Origin of the sequence: Dietzia timorensis, from assembly GCF_020742175.1 — a bacterium.
GTDB classification, from domain to species: Bacteria; Actinomycetota; Actinomycetes; order Mycobacteriales; family Mycobacteriaceae; genus Dietzia; species Dietzia timorensis_A.
This window is the reverse complement of the sequence record NZ_DYXM01000202.1, coordinates 1-17,753: the sequence shown is the minus strand read 5'-3', so window position 1 is coordinate 17,753 and position 17,753 is coordinate 1. Positions and strand designations below refer to the sequence as shown.

The following is a 17,753-nucleotide window of genomic DNA, read 5'->3' as shown; positions in this document are numbered from 1 at the left end:
CGCGTCGATCGACGAGGTCGTCGCCTCGCTTCGCCGTCTAGCCTCGGCGCGCGGAGTGTCGCAGCCCGACTAGCGGACGGCGTGCTCGGCGATGTAGTCGCGAAGTACCTGCGAGTCGTCGGCCATGTCCACGGTGCGCTGCGGGCGGCCGAGCAGGTCGGCGAGCTCCTCCCCGACCGGGGCCTCGAAGCCGAGCGCCTCGATGACGGTGTCGGCAAACTTCTGCGGCTTCGCCGTCTCGAGCACGAGCACGTTCTCGTCCGGCTCGGCGAGCTCGCGAGCCACCGTGACACCGTCAGCGGTGTGGGGGTCGATGATCTCACCATTGGTCTCGTGGACCCAGGTGATCGCGGCAAGGCGGTCGTTGTGCGTCGACTTTCCGGACACGATGCCAAACTCGCCGATGAACCGGTCGAGCTCGGCGGACAGGTCGAGTGAGCCGGTCGCATCGAGCTTCTCCCAGGCCTCGCGCAAGCGGTGGGCGTCGCTACCGAGCAGGTGGTAGACGAAGCGCTCGAGGTTGGAAGCCTTCGAAATGTCCATCGAGGGGCTCGACGTTGCGAGGGTGTTCTCGCGATTGCGGGGGCGGTAGACGCCCGTGCGGAAGAACTCGTCGAGCACGTTGTTTTCGTTGGTCGCGAGCAGGAGGCGGCGCACGGGCAGGCCCATCTGCTTGGCGAGGTGGCCGGAGAAGATATTGCCGAAGTTGCCAGAGGGCACCGAGAACGCCGCCTCGAATTCTGCGCGCCCGGTCTCGTCGAGAGCGTCGGTGGCGCGCAGCCACGCCCAGAAGTAGTACGCAACCTGCGCGGCAACGCGGCCGAGGTTGATCGAGTTGACTGTGCCGAGGGTGTTGGCAGCCTTGAACTTCAGGTCGCCGTTCAGCTCCTTGACCATGTTCTGGCAGTCGTCGAATACGCCCTCGACTGCGATGTTGTGAATATTCTCGTCGGGCAGCGAATACATCTGCGCCCGCTGGAATTCGCTCATCCGACCCTGCGGAGAGAGCATGAACACCGCGACGTTCGGCTGCGACCTGAAGGCGTACTCCGCCGCCGAGCCCGTATCTCCGGAGGTGGCGCCAAGAATATTGAGTGTCTGCCCGCGCTTGGTAAGTACGTAGGGAATCGCCTCGCCGAGGAACTGCATGGCCATGTCCTTGAAGGCAAGCGTCGGCCCCTCGGAGAGCCCCACGAGCGTGATCTGCTCGTCAACCTTTCGCAGCGGGACGATGTCGCCCGAGAACTGCGAACCATATGCGCGCTCGCAAATCCCCTCGAGGTCGGCAATATCGATATCGGTCCACAGCTTCCCGATGACCTTCGCCGCGAGCTGCGGGTAAGCCAGACCGCGCCACGATTCGATCTCGTCCTGTTCGACGCGCGGAATCTCCTTGGGCACCACGAGGCCGCCGTCGGGAGCGAGCCCCTCAAGCAGGATGTCGCTGAAGTTCGCCGGCTCCATGCCGCCACGGGTCGAAACAAATTCCATGTCTATAAGTGTGCCAGGACGCGTCGCCGCAGGCATGCAGCGCCCGGGATATTGCAAAGGCCGGAAGATCGACCCCAATGGATGTTATTGATAATGGTTTCCATTATAGTGTTCTTCGTCGGGCACAGCGTCCGGCGTAGACGACAATCCACAGGCGCGCCGTTCGCTGCGCGCCAGAAGGCGGTGCCCGTGCGTTCTCCATCCCCCAGGTCGATCCCCGCTCTCGCGTCCGTTGCCGTGCTGGCTGTCGCAGGGCTTGCGGGATGTTCCTCTGACGGCGGAGATGGGGATTCTTCCGGGCCCGAGATCGTCGCCTCTACGAACGTCTACGGCTCGCTGGCGGAGATCGTCTCCGGGGAGCACGGGAACGTCGAGTCCGTGATCGACGATCCATCTGCCGATCCGCATTCCTTCGAGGCATCGCCCGCCGATGCCGCGAAGATCACCCAGGCGGACCTCGTCGTCTATAACGGCGGCGGCTACGACGAGTTCGTCGACCAGGCGCTGGAAAACGCCCAGGAGGTCACCTCCCTACAGGGCGTCGACGCCTTTACCGAGGCCACCGGCACACAAGTAGAGGCGCATAGCCATGGCGCGGGTGGCCACGATCATGCGCACGAGCATGCCGACGAGGAAGGCCACGACCACGAGCACGGCGCCGAAGAAGAAGGTTCCACAAGCAACGAGCACGTGTGGTACTCGCTCCCCGCGATGAGCACACTGGCGGAGAACATCGCCGACGAGCTTGCGACGCTCAACCCGGCCGACGCCGACTATTACCGCGAGAACGCGGCCGGCCTCGCCGATTCGCTCGAAGAGCTGCATCAGCGCGGCACTGAGGCATTCGGCGCTGAGCATGTGCACTACCTGCAGACCGAGCCTATCGGCGGCCACATGTTCGACGATTTCGACGCGCACGATGTGACCCCGGCGGGCTTCACCTCGGCGATCGAGGAGGGGTCGGACCCATCCGCCGCCGACTTCGCGGAAATGCGCGACTTCGCCGGAAGCGACGAGGTCCAACTCCTCATCGTCAACCCGCAGACGCAGACGGCAGCCACCAAGGAAATCGCCGACGCCGCCGAGGCAGCCGGGACACCGATCGTCGAGTTCACCGAAACCCTCCCCGACGGGGACGGGTTCGCAGAGTGGATGAACAACAACGTCGATGCCGTCGAGACTGCGCTCGGCGGCGCGTAGGAAAGCTAGGCGCTACTGATCGTGGAGCACGACACCGCGAATGTTCTTGCCCGCACGCAGGTCCTCGTAGCCCTCGTTGATCGTTTCGATGGTGTACGTGTTCGTCACCAGTTCGTCGAGCTTGAGGTCCCCGTCGTTGTACATGCGCAGCAGGCGGACGATGTCGTACTGCGGGTTGGACGACCCGAACAGCGAACCCTGGATCGTCTTCTCGAACAGGGTGAGCTCGAAGCCGGACACGTGCACCGTGAGCTTCTCCGGGTGTGCGAGGCCTGTGACGATCACGCGGCCGCCCTTACCGATGGAGGCGAATGCATCCTGGACGACCTGCTCGTCCACCGTGCCGACGAGGATGAGCGCCGCGTCGGCCATCTGGCCCCACGTGAGCTCCTGCAGCTTCGCGCGCGCCTCGGCCGCGTCGGCGAACGCGTGCGTGGCGCCGAACTTGAGCGCCTGCTCGCGCTTCATCTCCACCGGGTCGACGGCGATGATGTGGCGCGCGCCCGCGGCCTTGGCACCCTGCACGGCATTGATGCCCAGACCGCCGACGCCGAAGATGATCGTCGAGTCGCCGGGGCGAAGATCGCCGGCCTTCGTCGCGGTGCCCCAGCCGGACGGGACGCCACAGCCGACGAGTACGGCCTTGTCCAGCGGCAGCCAGTCGTCGACCTTGACGACGGAGTGCTCAGAGATCGTGGCCCGCTCGGAGAAGGTGCCGAGCATGCAGAATGCGCCGAAGTCCTGTCCTCCGCCGTGGAAGCGGTAGCCGCCGCCGGGAAGCGCGCCGTCGAGGATGTTCGCGCCCATGTCGCACAGGCTCTGGCGTCCGGTCGAGCAGTAGCGGCACGTGCCACAGCTCGGAATGAAGGCACACACGACGTGGTCGCCGGGCTTGACCTTCGTGACGCCCGGGCCGACCTCCTCGATGATCCCGCTGCCCTCGTGGCCACCGACCATCGGGAAGCGCGGCTGGAAATCGCCGTCGGTGAGGTGCAGGTCCGAGTGGCAGAGGCCGGCGGCGGTGTACTTGATGAGCACCTCGCCCGGGCCGGGTCCGTCCAGTTCGAGCTCCATGACCTCGAAGGGCTTGCCACTGTCGAACAGCACTGCAGCCTTTGTCTTCATCGGGATGTCCTTTCCTTGCAGCCTTTACGGCTCTCTGTGAGTCGGATCACATATGAGCCTATGGAGCCAGCGGGGATTTGGACTGTCCAATTTCTGGACACTGGGAAAAAGCGCAGTACGAGCGTGTTTCCGCCGTTAATCGAGGCCGAACTCGCGCAGCCGCGCGTACAGCGTCGTCCGGCTGATGCCGAGCCTCTTCGCCGCCCTACTGCGGACGCCGTCGCACTCGTCGAGCGCGCTGACGATCGCCTCGTATTCCCCTCGCGCGAGCTCCCCGGGCCGCGGCATCCGGGCGCTACGCGCGTGGGCGGGCAGGCACGCCGGCTCGAGGATCCGCACGGGCTTGCGGAGGCAACCGGCGAGAATCGACTCCAGCGAGCGAAGGTTGTTCGGAAGCTCGAGCGCGCACGCCTCGCGGGCGAATTGTTCGGTGACCACCGGCACGGGGAACTCGCGGCGGCGGCAGATCTGCGCGACCATCGCGCGGACGATCTCGATGCCCTCCTCCTCGCGTTCGTGCAGACCGGAGGTGTGAATCGTGCGATCGCATTGCTCCGCGACCGCCATGACGGCGGGACGTGCGACGTCATACGAGGTGACCACAATGGGCGTCCGTGCCTTCGCCAGGCGCGCGCCGAGCCGGCGCAGATCGGCGTCGGAGAGCAGATCGATATCGTCGAGAATGACGGCGGAGCCGCTCCCCTCCTCGGAGGAGCGCAGCGCCGGGAGCGCGAGGTCCCGCCACGCCGCATCCGCATCGTCGGCGTCGGCGAGACGGACGTGGACGGCGTCGGCGCCGGCCGTGGCCACCGCCATCGTCGTGCGGCCGGAGCCAGCCGGCCCGAGCACGGCGCAGCTCGAGAGCAGTGTCGCGGGACGCCGCTTCGCGGTATCGGACGCCGTGGCGGCGCGGCGCTTGGGGCGCGGCGCGGACGGCGGGCTCGAGGGGATGTCGAGTTCGACGAGACGCCCGTTGCGCCCGACGTGCTGCACGGCGACGGGAATCTCGCCGATGGACAGCTCGACCCGCTCGGGCCGGTCGGCGGACTCGACGGCCTCGCGCAGCGTCGTCAGGTCGGCCGAGGAGAGCACGTCGAGGCCGCGGCGGGACACGAGTACCGCCTCCTCACCGAAGGCGCACACCGTTTGCCGCAACGTGCGCTTGGAGTCCATGAACCGGCTGTAGAGCTCGCGGTCCGCGGTGCGCGCGGTGTCGACGTAGCGCGCTTCGATGGACGCGACGATCTGGCGCACGAACGGCACGAAGAAGCGATCGCCCTCGGCGGTGAGCCCGGTGAGGTCGATCGCGCCGACGAGCCTGCGGGTGAGCGGATTGATGATCGGGTGGCCGTAGCAGGAGAACGGCTTGAATACCTCCGCGAAGTGTTGCTCGCCGGCGATTCGCACGCCCGCCCGCGTTTCGAGAACCGTGCCGATGCCGTTGTTGCCGCACGCGTCCTCGCTGAGGTCGGCCCCCTCGGAGATCCCGCGGCGGCGCAGCATCTGCGCCACGCGCGTGCCATCTTCCGCCGAGCGCAGGATGCGGCCCTCCTGGTCGGCGAGAACGACGGTCGCGCCCGTGCCGCCGAGGATGTCGTCCACCGATTCCATCACCGGCTCGGCCGCCTCGCGCAGCCGGCGCGCGCGGGACAAAGCGGTATCCGCGCTGTTCGGCCCGGCCGTCACCGGGCTCAATCCGAGAGCCGCCGAACGCCGCCAGGACTGGTCGACGTCGCCGGCTGCCAGCTGTTCGCTTGTCATGTCTCACCAACCTCGAAAGAAAGTGTGACCCACAGCATAGCTAGTGTGTCTAAGAGCCGCCCCTCGCCGGGCTCCGGCGCATAAGTCCGACCTTCCTTGCGAGAACCTACGAACGATTGTGCACAGTAAAGAAGTGAAACCCACACGATCCACCGGCAAGCGCAGCCATTTCGGCCGCAGCAGCGCCCAACACGCGGACCCGCTGGTCTCGCTGCGCGGCGTCAGCTTCAGCCGCGGCGAGAACACGCTGTTTTCCGACCTCGATTTCGACCTGCACCCGGGCGAATTCGTGGCGATCCTCGGGCCCAACGGCGCCGGGAAGTCGACGCTGCTCAGCCTCATGCTCGGCCAGCTGCACCCCGACACCGGCTCGATCACCGTCGACGGCGCCGCACCGGGCGGTCGCGGCGGGCACGTCGGCTACGTGCCGCAGCAGAAATCGTTCCAGCCGGGCCTCACGCTGCGCGGCCGCGACCTCGTTCGTCTCGGCGCCGACGGCCACCACTTCGGCCCCGGACTTCCCGCGTGGCTGGGCGCAAAAAGCCGCCTCACGACGGACAAGATCGTTGACGATTCGATCGAGCTGATGCGCTCGGAGCACCTCGCCGACAAGCAGATCGGCCGGATGTCCGGCGGTGAGCAGCAGCGCATGCGCCTCGCCCAGGCCCTCGCCACCGACCCGCACGTGCTGTTGTGCGACGAGCCCCTGCTCAGCCTCGACCTCCCCGGCCAGCGGACGGTTGCCGACGTGTTGCAGCACATGCGCACCGCCCACGGCACGGGCGTGATGTTCGTGACCCACGAGATCAACCCCGTCCTCCCACTCGTCGACCGCGTCATTTTCATCGTCGACGGACGCCATCGGATCGGCACGCCCGAGGAGATCTTCACCTCCGAAACCCTCTCGGATCTTTACCGCACGCCGGTCGAGGTGCTGCGGGTACGCGGCCAGGTCGTGGTGGTCGGCGAGTCCGCACACCTCACCGCCCCGATCACCGGCACCACCCCTGAAACCACCACCAATGACGTCGGAGGCGCTGAATAATGGAACGCCTCACGGAGATTTTTACCTCTCTGAGCGACATCGAGACGACGTCCGAGCTGCTCGGTCTGGACTTCGTCCAGAACGCGCTCATCGCCGTGGCCCTCCTCGGGCTCGTCGCGGGTCTCGTCGGCCCCTTCGTCGTGATGCGCAACATGGGTTTCTCGGTGCACGGCACGTCCGAGCTCGCGCTCACCGGAGCCGCCGCGGCGCTGCTGTTCGGGCTCAACGTCGGCGCCGGGGCCATACTCGGCTCGGTGGTCGCCGCGATGCTGTTCGCGCTCTTCGGCACGCGGGCGGTCGACCGGGACTCCTCGATCGGCGTGGTGATGGCGTTCGGTCTCGGTCTCTCTGTGCTCTTCATCCACCTCTACCCAGGTAGAGCGGGGTCGAGCTTCTCTCTACTCACCGGGCAGATCGTGGGAGTTTCGGGCGCCGGGATCGCGCAGCTCGCGGTCGTCGCCGTCATTGTCATCGCCGTGCTCGGATTCTGTTACCGGCCACTCGTGTTCGCCTCCGCGGACGCGGAGGTCGCGGCTACGCGCGGCATCCACGTGCGCTCGCTCAACCTCGTGTTCGCCGTCCTCCTCGGGCTCGTCGCCGCCCAGGCGGTGCAGATCGTCGGCGCACTACTCGTGCTCTCACTGCTCATCACCCCGGCCGCCGCGGCGGCTGCGGTGGTGCGCTCCCCTGGCGCCGCGATCGCGCTGTCGGTGTTGTTCGCCGAGGTCGCCGCGGTCGGCGGCTTGCTGCTCTCGCTGGCGCCAGGGGTGCCCATCTCCGTGTTCGTGACGACGATCTCGTTTGCCATCTACGTCGTGTGTAGAGCGGTGTCCGCCGTCAGGAATAAGGGGTAGCCAGCGTCTACTCGCAGGCCTTCGAGTACGTCTCGAAGGGGAGCTCGATGGGCGCCTACCGGAAAGGCACCTCGCCGATGACGCGGCGGAGCTTGCGCGAATGCGCGGCGCGCGGGGTGTTCGCCAGGTGCTGGCAGGCGTGCACGGCCGCGAGGAAGTGGTGATACTTGGAGGCCTGGTAGAACTGCCGCGCCATGGTCGGCAGCTTGGGCTGGTTGTGCAGCGGCTTATCGGACACCGCGAGAAGCGCACCGTAGGGCACGCGGTAGCGGTAGCCGTTCGCGGCGATCGTTCCCGATTCCATCTCCACGCTCATCACCGCCGTCCGCGCGAGGAGGCCCTGAATCTCGTCGGCTGGCCAGTACTCCCAGTTGCGGTCGTGTGTGGTCATCACCGTGCCCGTCCTCATCTGCGGGGTGACCCCCATGAGCTCTACATAAGACGAGCTGATGCCGACCTCGAGCGCCTGCTGGACCTCGGCGAGCGCGGGCACGGGGGTGTCCGGCGAGACGTAGCGGTCCAGCACGCCGTCCTTGCGAAGGTACGAGTTCGGCAGGATGAGGTCGCCGACATTCATCCGCGCGTCGAGCCCGGCACAGTGCCCGACCATCATCCAGCAGTGCGGCCGCAGAACGGCAACACAGTCGGTGATCGTCTTCGCGTTCGACGGGCCGACACCGATGTTGACCAGCGAGATCCCGTGCCCGGAGATCGTCGCACCGCCGGGGGTGTCCGAGTCGGCGGCGAAAAGGTGCCACGCGGGCATCTGCGCATCCGCGCCCGCGGACTTGAGTTGCTGGGCACGCTCGTTATCGAGCTCGGACAGCCGGAACCCGAGTCCGTCCGGGCCGGAAATCCACGTATATGCCGCGCCCGTCGACGAGTCGACGCCGCCCGCGCGGGAGAGCTCCAGGGCGTACTCGATAAATGAATCGACGTGCAGCGCATAGTTCGTGAACAGCACATAGTCCTGGAAATCGGCCGGGTTCGAGCCGGTGTAGTGCCGCAGCCGTTGGAGCGCGAGATCCGTGCGCAGTGGGCTGAACAGGAACAGCGGGTTCGCCGGCCGGAACGGGGCATCGAGGTCGCCGTCGGCGATGGCGTCGTTGACGGCGAGGATATCGACCAGCGGCGCCTCCGAACCGAGCGTCGAGGCCACGCCCGGCGGGAGAGTGCGCAGCGCGTCGTCATCCATAACCGACATGTATTGCAGCGGGATGATCGTGGAGCCCTCTCGGACGCTGATGTGCACCGGGTAGCGGCGCGCCAGGAGCTCGAGCTGTTCGGTGAGGTAATAGCGAAATAGCGCAGGCTGGGCGATCTCGGAGGAGTACACCCCCGGGTCCTGGACGACGCCGTAGCTGGCGCGCGGGAATGTCTCCGGCGTGCCCTCGACGTGCACGACGAGCTCGGGATAGCGGCCCCAGCGCGGCTCGGCGTGAGAGCCCGCGAGCAGCGCGTCGATGCTGGCCCTGGAGGTGATAACCGCCTGGTCCGACAGCGCGATCAGCTCGTCGACGGCGGCTTTCGGACTCAATCCCTCGTCGTGCGTGCCGCTTTCCGTTCTCATGGAAACCATCCCTCGGCTTTCTCAGCTCGCGCGGCGCCTATGCCCTCAGGCCTTCCCCCTTGAACACTACCGAGGCCCCGGCGGTGCGGCCGGTTTCGCTAGTCGCGCGAGGCGAGCTCGATGGCGCTTGTGGGCGGGAGCAGCCCGTTGCGCTGGAGGACCTCCAACTGGAATGCAGTGCCGATGACGGCGACGCGGCGCGCCGGATCGGGAATCTGGGCCCACCGGTTGATGGCGCCGACGTCGAGCGAGATGCGCTTGCGCTCAGTGGGGCCGAGCTCCTGGCCTTCGGGCTGGACGAAGTGTTCCTGTGGGTCGCGCACTTCTGCGAGGTCGCCGCGCGGGACGCTCGCCAGCGGCAGGAGGTTCGAACTGCGGCCCTGCACGGGAAGCTCGACGCCGAGGCTCGGCACGCCGAGTGCAGAGGTGATGACCTCCCACGCGTGGACGTTCTGCTCGGCCCGGTCCGCCGGTCCGGAGCCGGTGAGCACGCTGAGCACGAGAGCCTCGTGCTTCTCGGACGCGGCCGTGATCGTGCCCTCGACAGCGATAGCCACCGCGGCCGGGTCGAGCCCGTACACGACCTCCTGCAGCGTGGCCTCGGGGAACTTCTCCGGCCGCACCGCGAACTCGATTGCCACGTCCGGCTGGTCTTCGCGCAGCGCGAGGAAGGTGGGGCTGAGCATCCCGCCGTTCGCGTGCCCCCAGCGCAGCAGCTGCTCGGCGACGTCGCGCAGCCGGCGAATGGCGGCGGTGCTGTTCTCGTCGGCCACGGCGAGCGCCCTACTTTCCGGAGACGCGGCGCTGGCGGGCGAACTCGGCGAGCACGACGCCCGCGGCGACCGAGGCGTTGAGGCTCTCGACCTTGCGGGCGATCGGGATCGACAGGATCGTGTCCACCGATTCGGACACCAGACGCGACAGGCCCTTGCCCTCCGAACCGACGACGATGACGGTCGGGCCGGTGCCGTCGTAGTCGTCGAGCGAGGTGTCGCCGTCGCCGTCGAGACCGACGAGCTGCACGCCACGCTTGGCCCAGTCCTGAAGCGTGCGGTTGAGGTTCGTGGCCTTCGCGACCGGAACGCGCGCCGCGGCACCGGCGGACGTGCGCCACGCGACGGCGGTAACCGAGGCCGAACGCCGCTCCGGGATGAGCACGCCGTGCGCGCCGAACGCGCCGACCGACCGGATGACCGCGCCGAGGTTGCGTGGGTCCGTGATGTTGTCGAGGGCGACTAGCAGCGCCGGTTCCTCGGAAGAGAGCGCCCGCTCGATGAGGTCCGACGGGTCCGCGTAGGCGAACGGCGGAACCTGCAGGCCGACGCCCTGATGCATGCCGTTGGAGGTCATCTTGTCGAGGTCCGTACGTGGCACCTCGAGGATCGAGATGCCACGCTCGGCGGCCATCGACACGGCCTCGGTGAGACGCTCGTCGTTCTCGGTGCCGTCGGCGACGTACAGCGCTGTCGCCGGGGCGCCGGCGCGAAGGCACTCGACGACGGGGTTGCGGCCGAGCACGAGCTCCGGGCCGTCGGCGTTCTTGATCGCGTGCGCCCGGCGCTGGCGTGCGCCCTCGGCCTTCCGCTCGGCGCTCTTCGCGCGCTTGTGCGCGGGGTGGTATTCGCGCTCGGTCGCCTTCGGTGTCGCGCGGCGCCCCTCGAGTCCGCGGCGCCTGCGTCCACCCGAACCGACGACCTGCCCCTTCTTGGTACCCGTCTTGCGGACCGCGCCGCGGCGCCTCGAATTACCTGCCACGATGTGCTCCTCTTACTCGGTACTTTGTGCTGGGTCGGCGAGCGACCAACGCTGGCCCTCGGCTGTATCGGCGACCTCGATGCCCGCTTCGGTGAGCTGGTCGCGGATGGCGTCCGCGGTCTCGAAGTCCTTGTCCTTACGCGCTTGTTGACGTCGGGCGAGCTGCGCCTGCACGAGGGAATCGAGCGCGTCCATCGCCTGATCTCCGCCCGCCGCGGTGCCTTCGAACCAATTATCCGCCAGCGGGTCGATTCCGAGAATTCCGGCCATTGCGCGCACCGCCCCCGCAGCGGCCTTCGCCACGTCGGCATCGCCGGCGGCAAGTGCCGCGTTGCCCGCGCGCACCTGGTTGTGAATCTCCGCGAGCGCAGCGGGCACGGCGAGATCGTTATCCAACGCCTCTACGAACGTCGAGGTTGGTTCGCCGGCCTGGAAGGCGCTGCGTTCGCCGTCATACATGGTGTCGAGGATGCGCAGGACGAAGGCCTCGATCCGCCGGTATGCGGTCGCGGCTTCCTGTAGCGCCGCGGGCGAGTATTCGAGCATCGAGCGGTAGTGGGCGCTGCCGAGGTAGTAGCGCAGCTCGACCGGGCGGACATCGGTGAGGATGTTCGGCACGGCGAGGACGTTGCCCAGGGATTTGGACATCTTCTCGCCGCTCATGGTGACCCAGCCGTTGTGCAGCCAGTATTGCGCGAAGCCGTCGCCGGCGGCGTGCGCCTGGGCTGCCTCGTTCTCGTGGTGCGGGAACTGTAGGTCGAGCCCGCCGCCGTGGATATCGAATTCGGCGCCGAGGTACCACGTGGCCATGGCCGAGCACTCGAGGTGCCAGCCCGGGCGGCCGTTCCCCCACGGGGTCGGCCAACTCGGCTCGCCCGGCTTGGCGAACTTCCACAGGGCGAAATCGTGCGGACTGCGCTTTCCGCGCGCGGCGTTCGCCCCCTCCCCCTGCGGGTCCTCGGCGTCTTTGAGGTCGTCGGTGCGGTTTCCGGAGATCGTGCCGTAGTCGCCCTGCGGGGCCTTCGCCCACGCGGACATGTCGAAATACACCGAGCCCTCGGCAGCGTAGGCGAAGCCATTATCGATGAGCCGCTGCATGTAGTCGACCATCTGGGTGACATGGCCTGTGGCGCGCGGTTCCACACTCGGGGGAAGCACGCCGAGCTGGGCGTAGGCGCGGTCGAACTCGCGCTCGTGCGTGGACACCCACTCCCACCACGGGCGGCCGTTTTCATCGGCCTTGGTGAGGATCTTGTCGTCGATATCGGTGACGTTGCGAACGAACGCGACGTCAAGCCCCTTGGCTAGCAGCCAGCGACGCAAGATGTCGAAGGCAACGCCGGAGCGGACGTGGCCGATATGCGGCGTGGTCTGCGGGGTTGCTCCACACAGATACACCGAGGCCTTGCCCTCACGCAGTGGCGTGAATTCGCGGAGCCGGCGGGTTGCGGTGTCGTAGAGGTGGAGCGTCACAGGGGCGAGTTTACCGGGCGAAGGCAAACGCTTCGTTGCGCGCGCCGCGAATGGGCACGATGGTCGCCTTCGCCGCCGGGGACTTCAACCAAGCGGAACTCTCGTACTTCGTGGAACTCTAGGCGTTGGCCGCGGCCATGACCTCGTCGAGCAGTTCCTGAGCACGCGGTTCGTCCGCACCTTCGGCAAGAGCGAGCTCGCCGACGAGGACCTGGCGCGCCTTGGAGAGCATGCGCTTCTCGCCGGCGGAAAGGCCACGGTCGAGATCGCGGCGCCACAGGTCGCGAACGACCTCGGCGACCTTGTTGACATCACCCGAGGCGAGCTTCTCGCCGTTCGCCTTGTAGCGGCGCGACCAGTTCGTGGGCTCCTCGACCTCTTCCTCGCGAAGCACGTCGAACACCTTGCCGAGCCCTGCGCCGTCGACCACGTCGCGCACGCCCACATACTCGGCATTCTCGGCCGGAACCTTCACCGTGAGATCGCCCTGCGAGACCTTCAACACCAGGTACTCGCGCGGATTGCCCTTGACGGTGCGGGTCTCGATCGCCTGAATCACGGCCGCTCCGTGATGCGGGTACACAACCGTGTCGCCGACCTTGAACTCCATAGGTGATTTCCCCTTTCGACCTAGCCATCTTAGCACACCCCCTAATTACGAGGGTCCCGTCTGTGCAGGTCAGAACGCCGAAGGCGTCGACCTGCGGCGAACGTCCACAAAGGTGCGGGACGGACGCCGGGCCGGCGAGGGCTCGTAAAGGGGGTAATTCCGCGAGCGATCCCTCGCTTTGGCTCCCCAGGTGAGCACTTCAGGGCGGCTGTGCATTACCATGAGAAAGGCCTTAATGCGCTTTATCTGCCGATGCGGGCGAACCGGTCCGCCGCACCACGAGGAGCTATCTGTGACCTCACCGACTTCTGGTTTCCGTCGGTCCGCTTTCGCCGTCACCGCGGCCGCAGCGGCGCTCGCCCTGTCCGCATGTGGCGCGGGGCAGCATTCCCAGACCGCCGAGAAGGCTGCCGCAGTCGACGGTGGCTCCGGCACCTCGCAGAACGTCGTGGTCAACGACTTCCGCGTCGTCGTTCCCGAGATCGGCGAGGAGAGCAACGGACCGGCTCAGGTCGCCTTCGCCGCGTCGTTCTCGGGTCCGGGCATCGGCAATCCCGAAGGCGCCGCCCTGGAGTCGGTCACGATCGACGGCACCGAGGCGACGATCGAGCCGGATGCGCGCATCCCGCGCGATTGCACGCTCGTCGCCGTCACCGACGAAGCCTCGAACACCGAGCGGCACTACGAGGACATGGGCCCCGACGTGGCGGGCGGCAACAACCCGTGCGTCGTGTACACGAAGGTGTCGCTGCCCGGCGCCGACAACCTGCAGATCGGCAACTCGGTGACGGGCTCCATCCAGTTCTCCGGCGAGGAGCCGATCGATACCCATGTGGCTGTCGGATCCAGCCGCGAGGCCGCGGGCGAGTACTCGCGCCCCGTCGAGACCGTCGAGGGCTCGGCCCACTAGAGCTTCACCGCTTCGCCCGAAGCAGGGGAAAACCCGCGACCGGAATTTCGGTCGCGGGTTTTTGCTGCGCGGTGGCCGGGCTACTGAAAGTGGCCGGGCTACCACCCTGCACCGCCGTCATTCACGTATGACGTCGGGCACGCCTATTCCGCGGGAGCGGTGAGGTTGAATGTGGCCGCCGGACTGAATGCATCGCCCACGAGAGCGTAGACCTGGTAGGAACCGGGCTCCGCGGGGGCGCGGTCGCGCTGCCCGCAGGCGCCGGGCTCGGACATGCGGCCGGACCAATCGATCTGGCGCATCACCGGCTCCTCGGGCTTGAGGTTCGCGACGTCCTCGGAATCGGACTGGGTGCAGTCGGTCGAGGACCAGACGCGCGCGTTGTCGTCGAGGCGGTACACCTCGAACGTGAGCGGGGCTCCGGAAAGATCGCGGTCGCAGGTCGAATCCGAGGTGTTGGTGATCTCCGCGTAGAAACGGACATCCCCGCCCGCCTCGAAGTTCGCCGACGCCGGACGGACGCTGACCTCGAGATCGTCGTCGGCGCAGCGGCCGCGCGAGGCCGGATCGTCGGCTTCCTTCTCGTCGGTTGCCTTCGTGGAGGTTTCCGAGGAGCTAGCGGACTCCGAGGTCTCGCTGCCTGCCGCTGCGGCCGGGTCCGCGCCACCGCCTCCCCCGTCGCGGCTGACGAGGACGAGCGCGACGACAACGGCGACGACCACGACGGCGACGAGGATCAGCGCCGCGAGTCGACGACGCACATAGATTTCGCGAGGAAGCGGGCCCTGAGGTTCGAACACGGCCCCAGGATAGGCGGACCTGCGGCCTTTTCGGCCGTGCCACACCGGGTATCGGTGAGGAATTCCTTCACCGAACCTGGCCCGTTAGGCCTCTTTGGCCTCCGCCACCGGCGGGAGCGGGGTGTCCTCGACGTCGCCGAACACGCCGCGCAGGTACGCTTTGCCGTCGCTGAGCTTGTAGGTGACAGCGACGACCGCGAGCCTGCCCTCCTCAATAGCGTCGTTGACGACGCGGCTGCGGTTGCGCAGCATCTCGCCGATTTCGATGGCGTGCGCGGCGCCCAGCTCGTCGGGGTCGGTGACGCCGGCACGACGGCCGTTGAGCATCGAGGGTGCAACCTTCTCCACGACATCGCGGAGGAAGCCGGTCGGTACGACGCCCTTGTCGAGGGCATCCAGCGCGGCGCGAACCGCGCCGCACGAATCGTGCCCGAGGATCACGATCAGCGGCGTATGTAGGACGGTGATGGCGAATTCGATCGAGCCGAGCACGGCGGTATCGATGATCTCGCCCGCGGTGCGGACGACGAACAGGTCTCCGATCCCCTGGTCGAAGATGATCTCGGCGGCGACACGGGAGTCCGAGCAGCCGAAGAGGACCGCCTTCGGGTTCTGGCCCGAGACGGTCTTCTCGCGGCGCGCAACGTTTTGCTGGGGGTTGCGCATCTCGGAGGAGACGAATCGATTATTTCCGTTGCGCAGCGACTGCCACGCGCTCACTGGTGTCTGGTTTGGCATAAACCCATTATGCTCCGCGCCCCCTCCCCCGAAGTTCAACACCCCCCGTTAAACGAAAAGTGCTGTACCCCAGGGGGACTCGACCCCTATTCCTCGGAGACCTCAGTAAACGCCCCGGCCGCGTGATCGGCAGCGAACATCGCGTGATCCCTGAGCACGGTGTCCACCTGCTCCGAGACCAGTTCGAGTGTGTCGAACAGGAAGATGTTCGTGTGCCCCGCGCCGAGAATCCGGGCGCCGACGTCAGAGTCCTTCCCGTTGAGGAAGCGGTCGGCGCGCACGTGCTGGCGCGCGAGCATGCGCCCGCACAGCTTCGCGTACTTTTTCAGCTCGGAGGTGTCGAAGTCCCCGGCGTCGACGTTGACCTTCTGCGGGCTGCGTTCGCGCACGAGGAAGCTCACGCCCTCGATATCGGTATAGCCGTACAGCGGATCGCCGTCGACGATGAACGCGTCGAACGCGTCGGCGATGCGCTTAGCGGGGTCGAATTCGTCCTCGATCCCGCTCGCGGTGCTCTGCACCGGCGCGAGCCCGTCGAGCACGGAGTGCCGCGACATCTTCAGCTCGAGGATCACTTTGTCCTCGGCCGATTTGCCCCAGCCCTCGACGAGGACCCAGAAGCGGGACAGCCCGCGGCTCGCGGTTCCGGAGCCGGTGCGAATCGCGACGTCGTGGATGCGGAAGAAATTCTTCGGCAGCTCGTCCTTCGCAGACGAGGGCTGGACCCTCCTGGAATAGCGGCGCACGGCGTCATCGATAAGTGGGGTGAGCCCCGGGCGGCGGCGCACGCGGTTCGTCTCGCGGAAGTTGAGTTCGTCGAAATCGATGCGCTTGCGGAGGAAGGATTCGCGGCTGCGTCCGGCTTTCTTCATGTAGCTGCGAATCACCTTCGGCGTGTCGTCGCCGGACACGCGGCGCGTCGCCTCCTCGGGGTCGGCGACGCACTTTTCAACGCCCTCGAGGTAGGAAGCGACGAACTTCTTCGCCACCTTCATCGCCTTCTTGCGCGAGGCGCCGCCCTCGATGGCTGCGAGCGCGAATCCGACGGCGCCGCGCCCGAGATCCCACGTGAACGGCGCCATCCACGCCTCGTCCATATCGTTGAGGCTGAACAGCGGTTCGCCGTCCGCGCCGGGCAGCACGCCGTAGTTCTCCGGGTGCACGTCGCCGACGGTCGGGACGAACGGGAGGTGCGCGTCCGAGCCCGCGAGGTCGCGGTAGTAGAGCATCGCGGTGCCGCGGAAGAACGGGAACGGGCTCCGCGCGATGCCCTCGAACTTCGAGCTCACCGCCGAGGGCACGAGCTGCATGCGCAGCAGGTGGTCTTCGATCACGGTGTCGCGCACGTGCAGCCGGCGGTGACGGCCAGTGAGCATCTCCGGCGGAACCTCGACGTCGCCGCGCGCGACCTCGCGCGAATATGTTTCGAATTCGCCCCTGCGTCGCCGGTGTGCGGGAACGGTCGCCGGAGTCGGCGTCGGCAGCCCCAGCGAGGCCACCGACTCCAGCAGCTCGGCAACGGACTTGGACTCGGTCTTCGCCTGCGCCGACTCGGCCTTCTTCTTCGGCGCGGCCTTCTTCGATGCGGCTGTCTTCTTCGCGATCGGTTTCTTCGCGGTCGGCTTATTTGCAGTCGAATTCTTCGTAGTCGTCTTCTTCGACGACTCCGACTTCTTGACCGACGCGCTCGTCCCCGCAGACTTCGAAGCCCCGGATGTCTTGGTCGCAGGCTTCTTCTGCGCTGTCTTCTCCGCCGTCTTCTCTGTCGTCTTCTTCGACGCGGGCGTCGCTGTCGCTGTCGCGGTCGCGGTGCGCGAGGTGCTCTTCGGGCTCGCGGCGCTCTTCTGGCGACGCGACGGCTTTTTCGCCTTCTTCGCCGGCGCCTTCGTTGCGCCGGTTGTGGCCGATGTTGTCGAGTTCGGCTTCTCGGAGTTGCCTGACGTGTTGTCGTTGGTGCGGCTCGTTGCCTGCGGTTGGCTCATGTGCACGATTATCGCATTGTCATCAAATCGCCTCGGGATCTTTTCGACTCCGGGCGCCTCGCGCGCGATACTGGGTACGCGCCCCGCGCAGACCACGAACACCCAATCCAACTATGACGTCGGAGTTACCCATTTCCAGCCGCACCGCACTCTCCGCTCTCGACGCCAAGGCGGTCATCGCCTGGTACGACGAGCACGGCCGCACGCTCCCGTGGCGCGCCTCGGGGTCGTCACCGTGGTCGATCCTGTTGTGCGAGGTCATGAGTCAGCAGACCCCGGTCGACCGGGTGATTCCCGCGTGGCACGACTGGATCGCCAAGTGGCCGGGGCCGGCCGAGCTTGCCGAGGCATCGTCTGCCGAGGTCCTCCGCGCGTGGGGCAAGCTCGGTTACCCGCGCCGGGCGCTGCGACTCAAGGAATGTGCGCAGGCTATCGTCGA

At 67.1% G+C, this 17,753-nt stretch carries 15 protein-coding genes and 1 pseudogene; 5 read left to right on the top strand and 11 right to left on the bottom strand.

The genetic code is table 11. The annotated features are described in order from the left end of the window. Positions 1–69: 69 nt before the first annotated feature. Positions 70–1,491 carry a threonine synthase gene (gene thrC / locus K8V11_RS10330; protein WP_303913676.1) on the bottom strand — a complete coding sequence of 474 codons (1,422 nt, stop codon included), beginning with the start codon at positions 1,489–1,491 and terminating at the stop codon, positions 70–72. A 189-nt stretch (positions 1,492–1,680) separates the two neighbouring features. On the opposite strand from thrC, the gene K8V11_RS10325 reads away from it, so the two are divergent. Next, positions 1,681–2,691: a metal ABC transporter solute-binding protein, Zn/Mn family gene (locus K8V11_RS10325; RefSeq protein ID WP_303913673.1), complete on the top strand. Its 1,011-nt coding sequence runs from the start codon at positions 1,681–1,683 to the stop codon at positions 2,689–2,691. A 12-nt stretch (positions 2,692–2,703) separates the two neighbouring features. On the opposite strand, the gene K8V11_RS10320 is transcribed toward K8V11_RS10325, so the two are convergent. Next, positions 2,704–3,816, bottom strand: a complete 1,113-nt coding sequence (locus K8V11_RS10320; protein WP_303913669.1) for an NDMA-dependent alcohol dehydrogenase — start codon at positions 3,814–3,816, stop codon at positions 2,704–2,706. Between the two features lie 135 nt (positions 3,817–3,951). Next, the gene (locus K8V11_RS10315; protein ID WP_303913666.1) at positions 3,952–5,577 is read right to left on the bottom strand and encodes a helix-turn-helix domain-containing protein; all 1,626 of its coding nucleotides are present in this window, start codon (positions 5,575–5,577) and stop codon (positions 3,952–3,954) included. 133 nt (positions 5,578–5,710) lie between these two features. Between K8V11_RS10315 and K8V11_RS10310 the strand changes: the two genes are divergently transcribed. Together K8V11_RS10310 and K8V11_RS10305 are read left to right on the top strand one after the other, a co-directional pair. Next, positions 5,711–6,622, top strand: a complete 912-nt coding sequence (locus tag K8V11_RS10310) for a metal ABC transporter ATP-binding protein (protein ID WP_303913663.1) — start codon at positions 5,711–5,713, stop codon at positions 6,620–6,622. Next, positions 6,622–7,476, top strand: coding sequence for a metal ABC transporter permease (locus tag K8V11_RS10305; protein ID WP_303913660.1), 855 nt, complete (start codon positions 6,622–6,624; stop codon positions 7,474–7,476). The genes K8V11_RS10310 and K8V11_RS10305 overlap by 1 nt, the downstream gene beginning before the upstream one ends. Positions 7,477–7,531: 55 nt before the next feature. On the opposite strand, the gene K8V11_RS10300 is transcribed toward K8V11_RS10305, so the two are convergent. The 5 genes from K8V11_RS10300 to K8V11_RS10280 form a co-directional block, all read right to left on the bottom strand. Continuing rightward, on the bottom strand, positions 7,532–9,046 hold the full coding sequence (locus K8V11_RS10300) for an AMP nucleosidase (RefSeq protein ID WP_303913657.1): 1,515 nt from the start codon (positions 9,044–9,046) through the stop codon (positions 7,532–7,534). A 98-nt stretch (positions 9,047–9,144) separates the two neighbouring features. Continuing rightward, positions 9,145–9,819, bottom strand: a complete 675-nt coding sequence (locus tag K8V11_RS10295; protein ID WP_303913655.1) for a hypothetical protein — start codon at positions 9,817–9,819, stop codon at positions 9,145–9,147. A 10-nt stretch (positions 9,820–9,829) separates the two neighbouring features. Continuing rightward, a complete protein-coding gene (gene rlmB, locus K8V11_RS10290) occupies positions 9,830–10,801 on the bottom strand; it encodes a 23S rRNA (guanosine(2251)-2'-O)-methyltransferase RlmB (RefSeq protein WP_303913652.1) in 972 nt (323 codons plus the stop codon). Between the two features lie 12 nt (positions 10,802–10,813). Further along, positions 10,814–12,274, bottom strand: coding sequence for a cysteine--tRNA ligase (gene cysS, locus K8V11_RS10285; protein ID WP_303913650.1), 1,461 nt, complete (start codon positions 12,272–12,274; stop codon positions 10,814–10,816). Between the two features lie 118 nt (positions 12,275–12,392). Beyond that, entirely contained in the window at positions 12,393–12,884 is a 492-nt protein-coding gene (locus tag K8V11_RS10280) for a CarD family transcriptional regulator (RefSeq protein WP_067476049.1), read from the bottom strand. Between the two features lie 292 nt (positions 12,885–13,176). Between K8V11_RS10280 and K8V11_RS10275 the strand changes: the two genes are divergently transcribed. After that, complete coding sequence (locus K8V11_RS10275) at positions 13,177–13,794, top strand: hypothetical protein (RefSeq protein ID WP_303913646.1); 618 nt, start codon at positions 13,177–13,179, stop codon at positions 13,792–13,794. Between the two features lie 143 nt (positions 13,795–13,937). Here K8V11_RS10275 and K8V11_RS10270 read toward each other — a convergent pair whose 3' ends face one another. The 3 genes from K8V11_RS10270 to K8V11_RS10260 all read right to left on the bottom strand — a co-directional run bounded on the left by K8V11_RS10270 (position 13,938) and on the right by K8V11_RS10260 (position 17,314). After that, positions 13,938–14,594 (bottom strand): hypothetical protein, encoded by a 657-nt coding sequence (locus K8V11_RS10270; RefSeq protein WP_303913643.1) that lies wholly within the window; start codon positions 14,592–14,594, stop codon positions 13,938–13,940. A gap of 84 nt (positions 14,595–14,678) precedes the next feature. Continuing rightward, positions 14,679–15,332 (bottom strand): carbonic anhydrase, encoded by a 654-nt coding sequence (locus tag K8V11_RS10265; protein ID WP_303913640.1) that lies wholly within the window; start codon positions 15,330–15,332, stop codon positions 14,679–14,681. A gap of 86 nt (positions 15,333–15,418) precedes the next feature. Then, on the bottom strand, positions 15,419–17,314 hold the full coding sequence (locus K8V11_RS10260; RefSeq protein WP_303913637.1) for a DUF2252 family protein: 1,896 nt from the start codon (positions 17,312–17,314) through the stop codon (positions 15,419–15,421). A 113-nt stretch (positions 17,315–17,427) separates the two neighbouring features. On the opposite strand from K8V11_RS10260, the pseudogene K8V11_RS10255 reads away from it, so the two are divergent. Next, positions 17,428–17,753, top strand: a pseudogene (locus K8V11_RS10255) (A/G-specific adenine glycosylase); the annotation flags it as partial.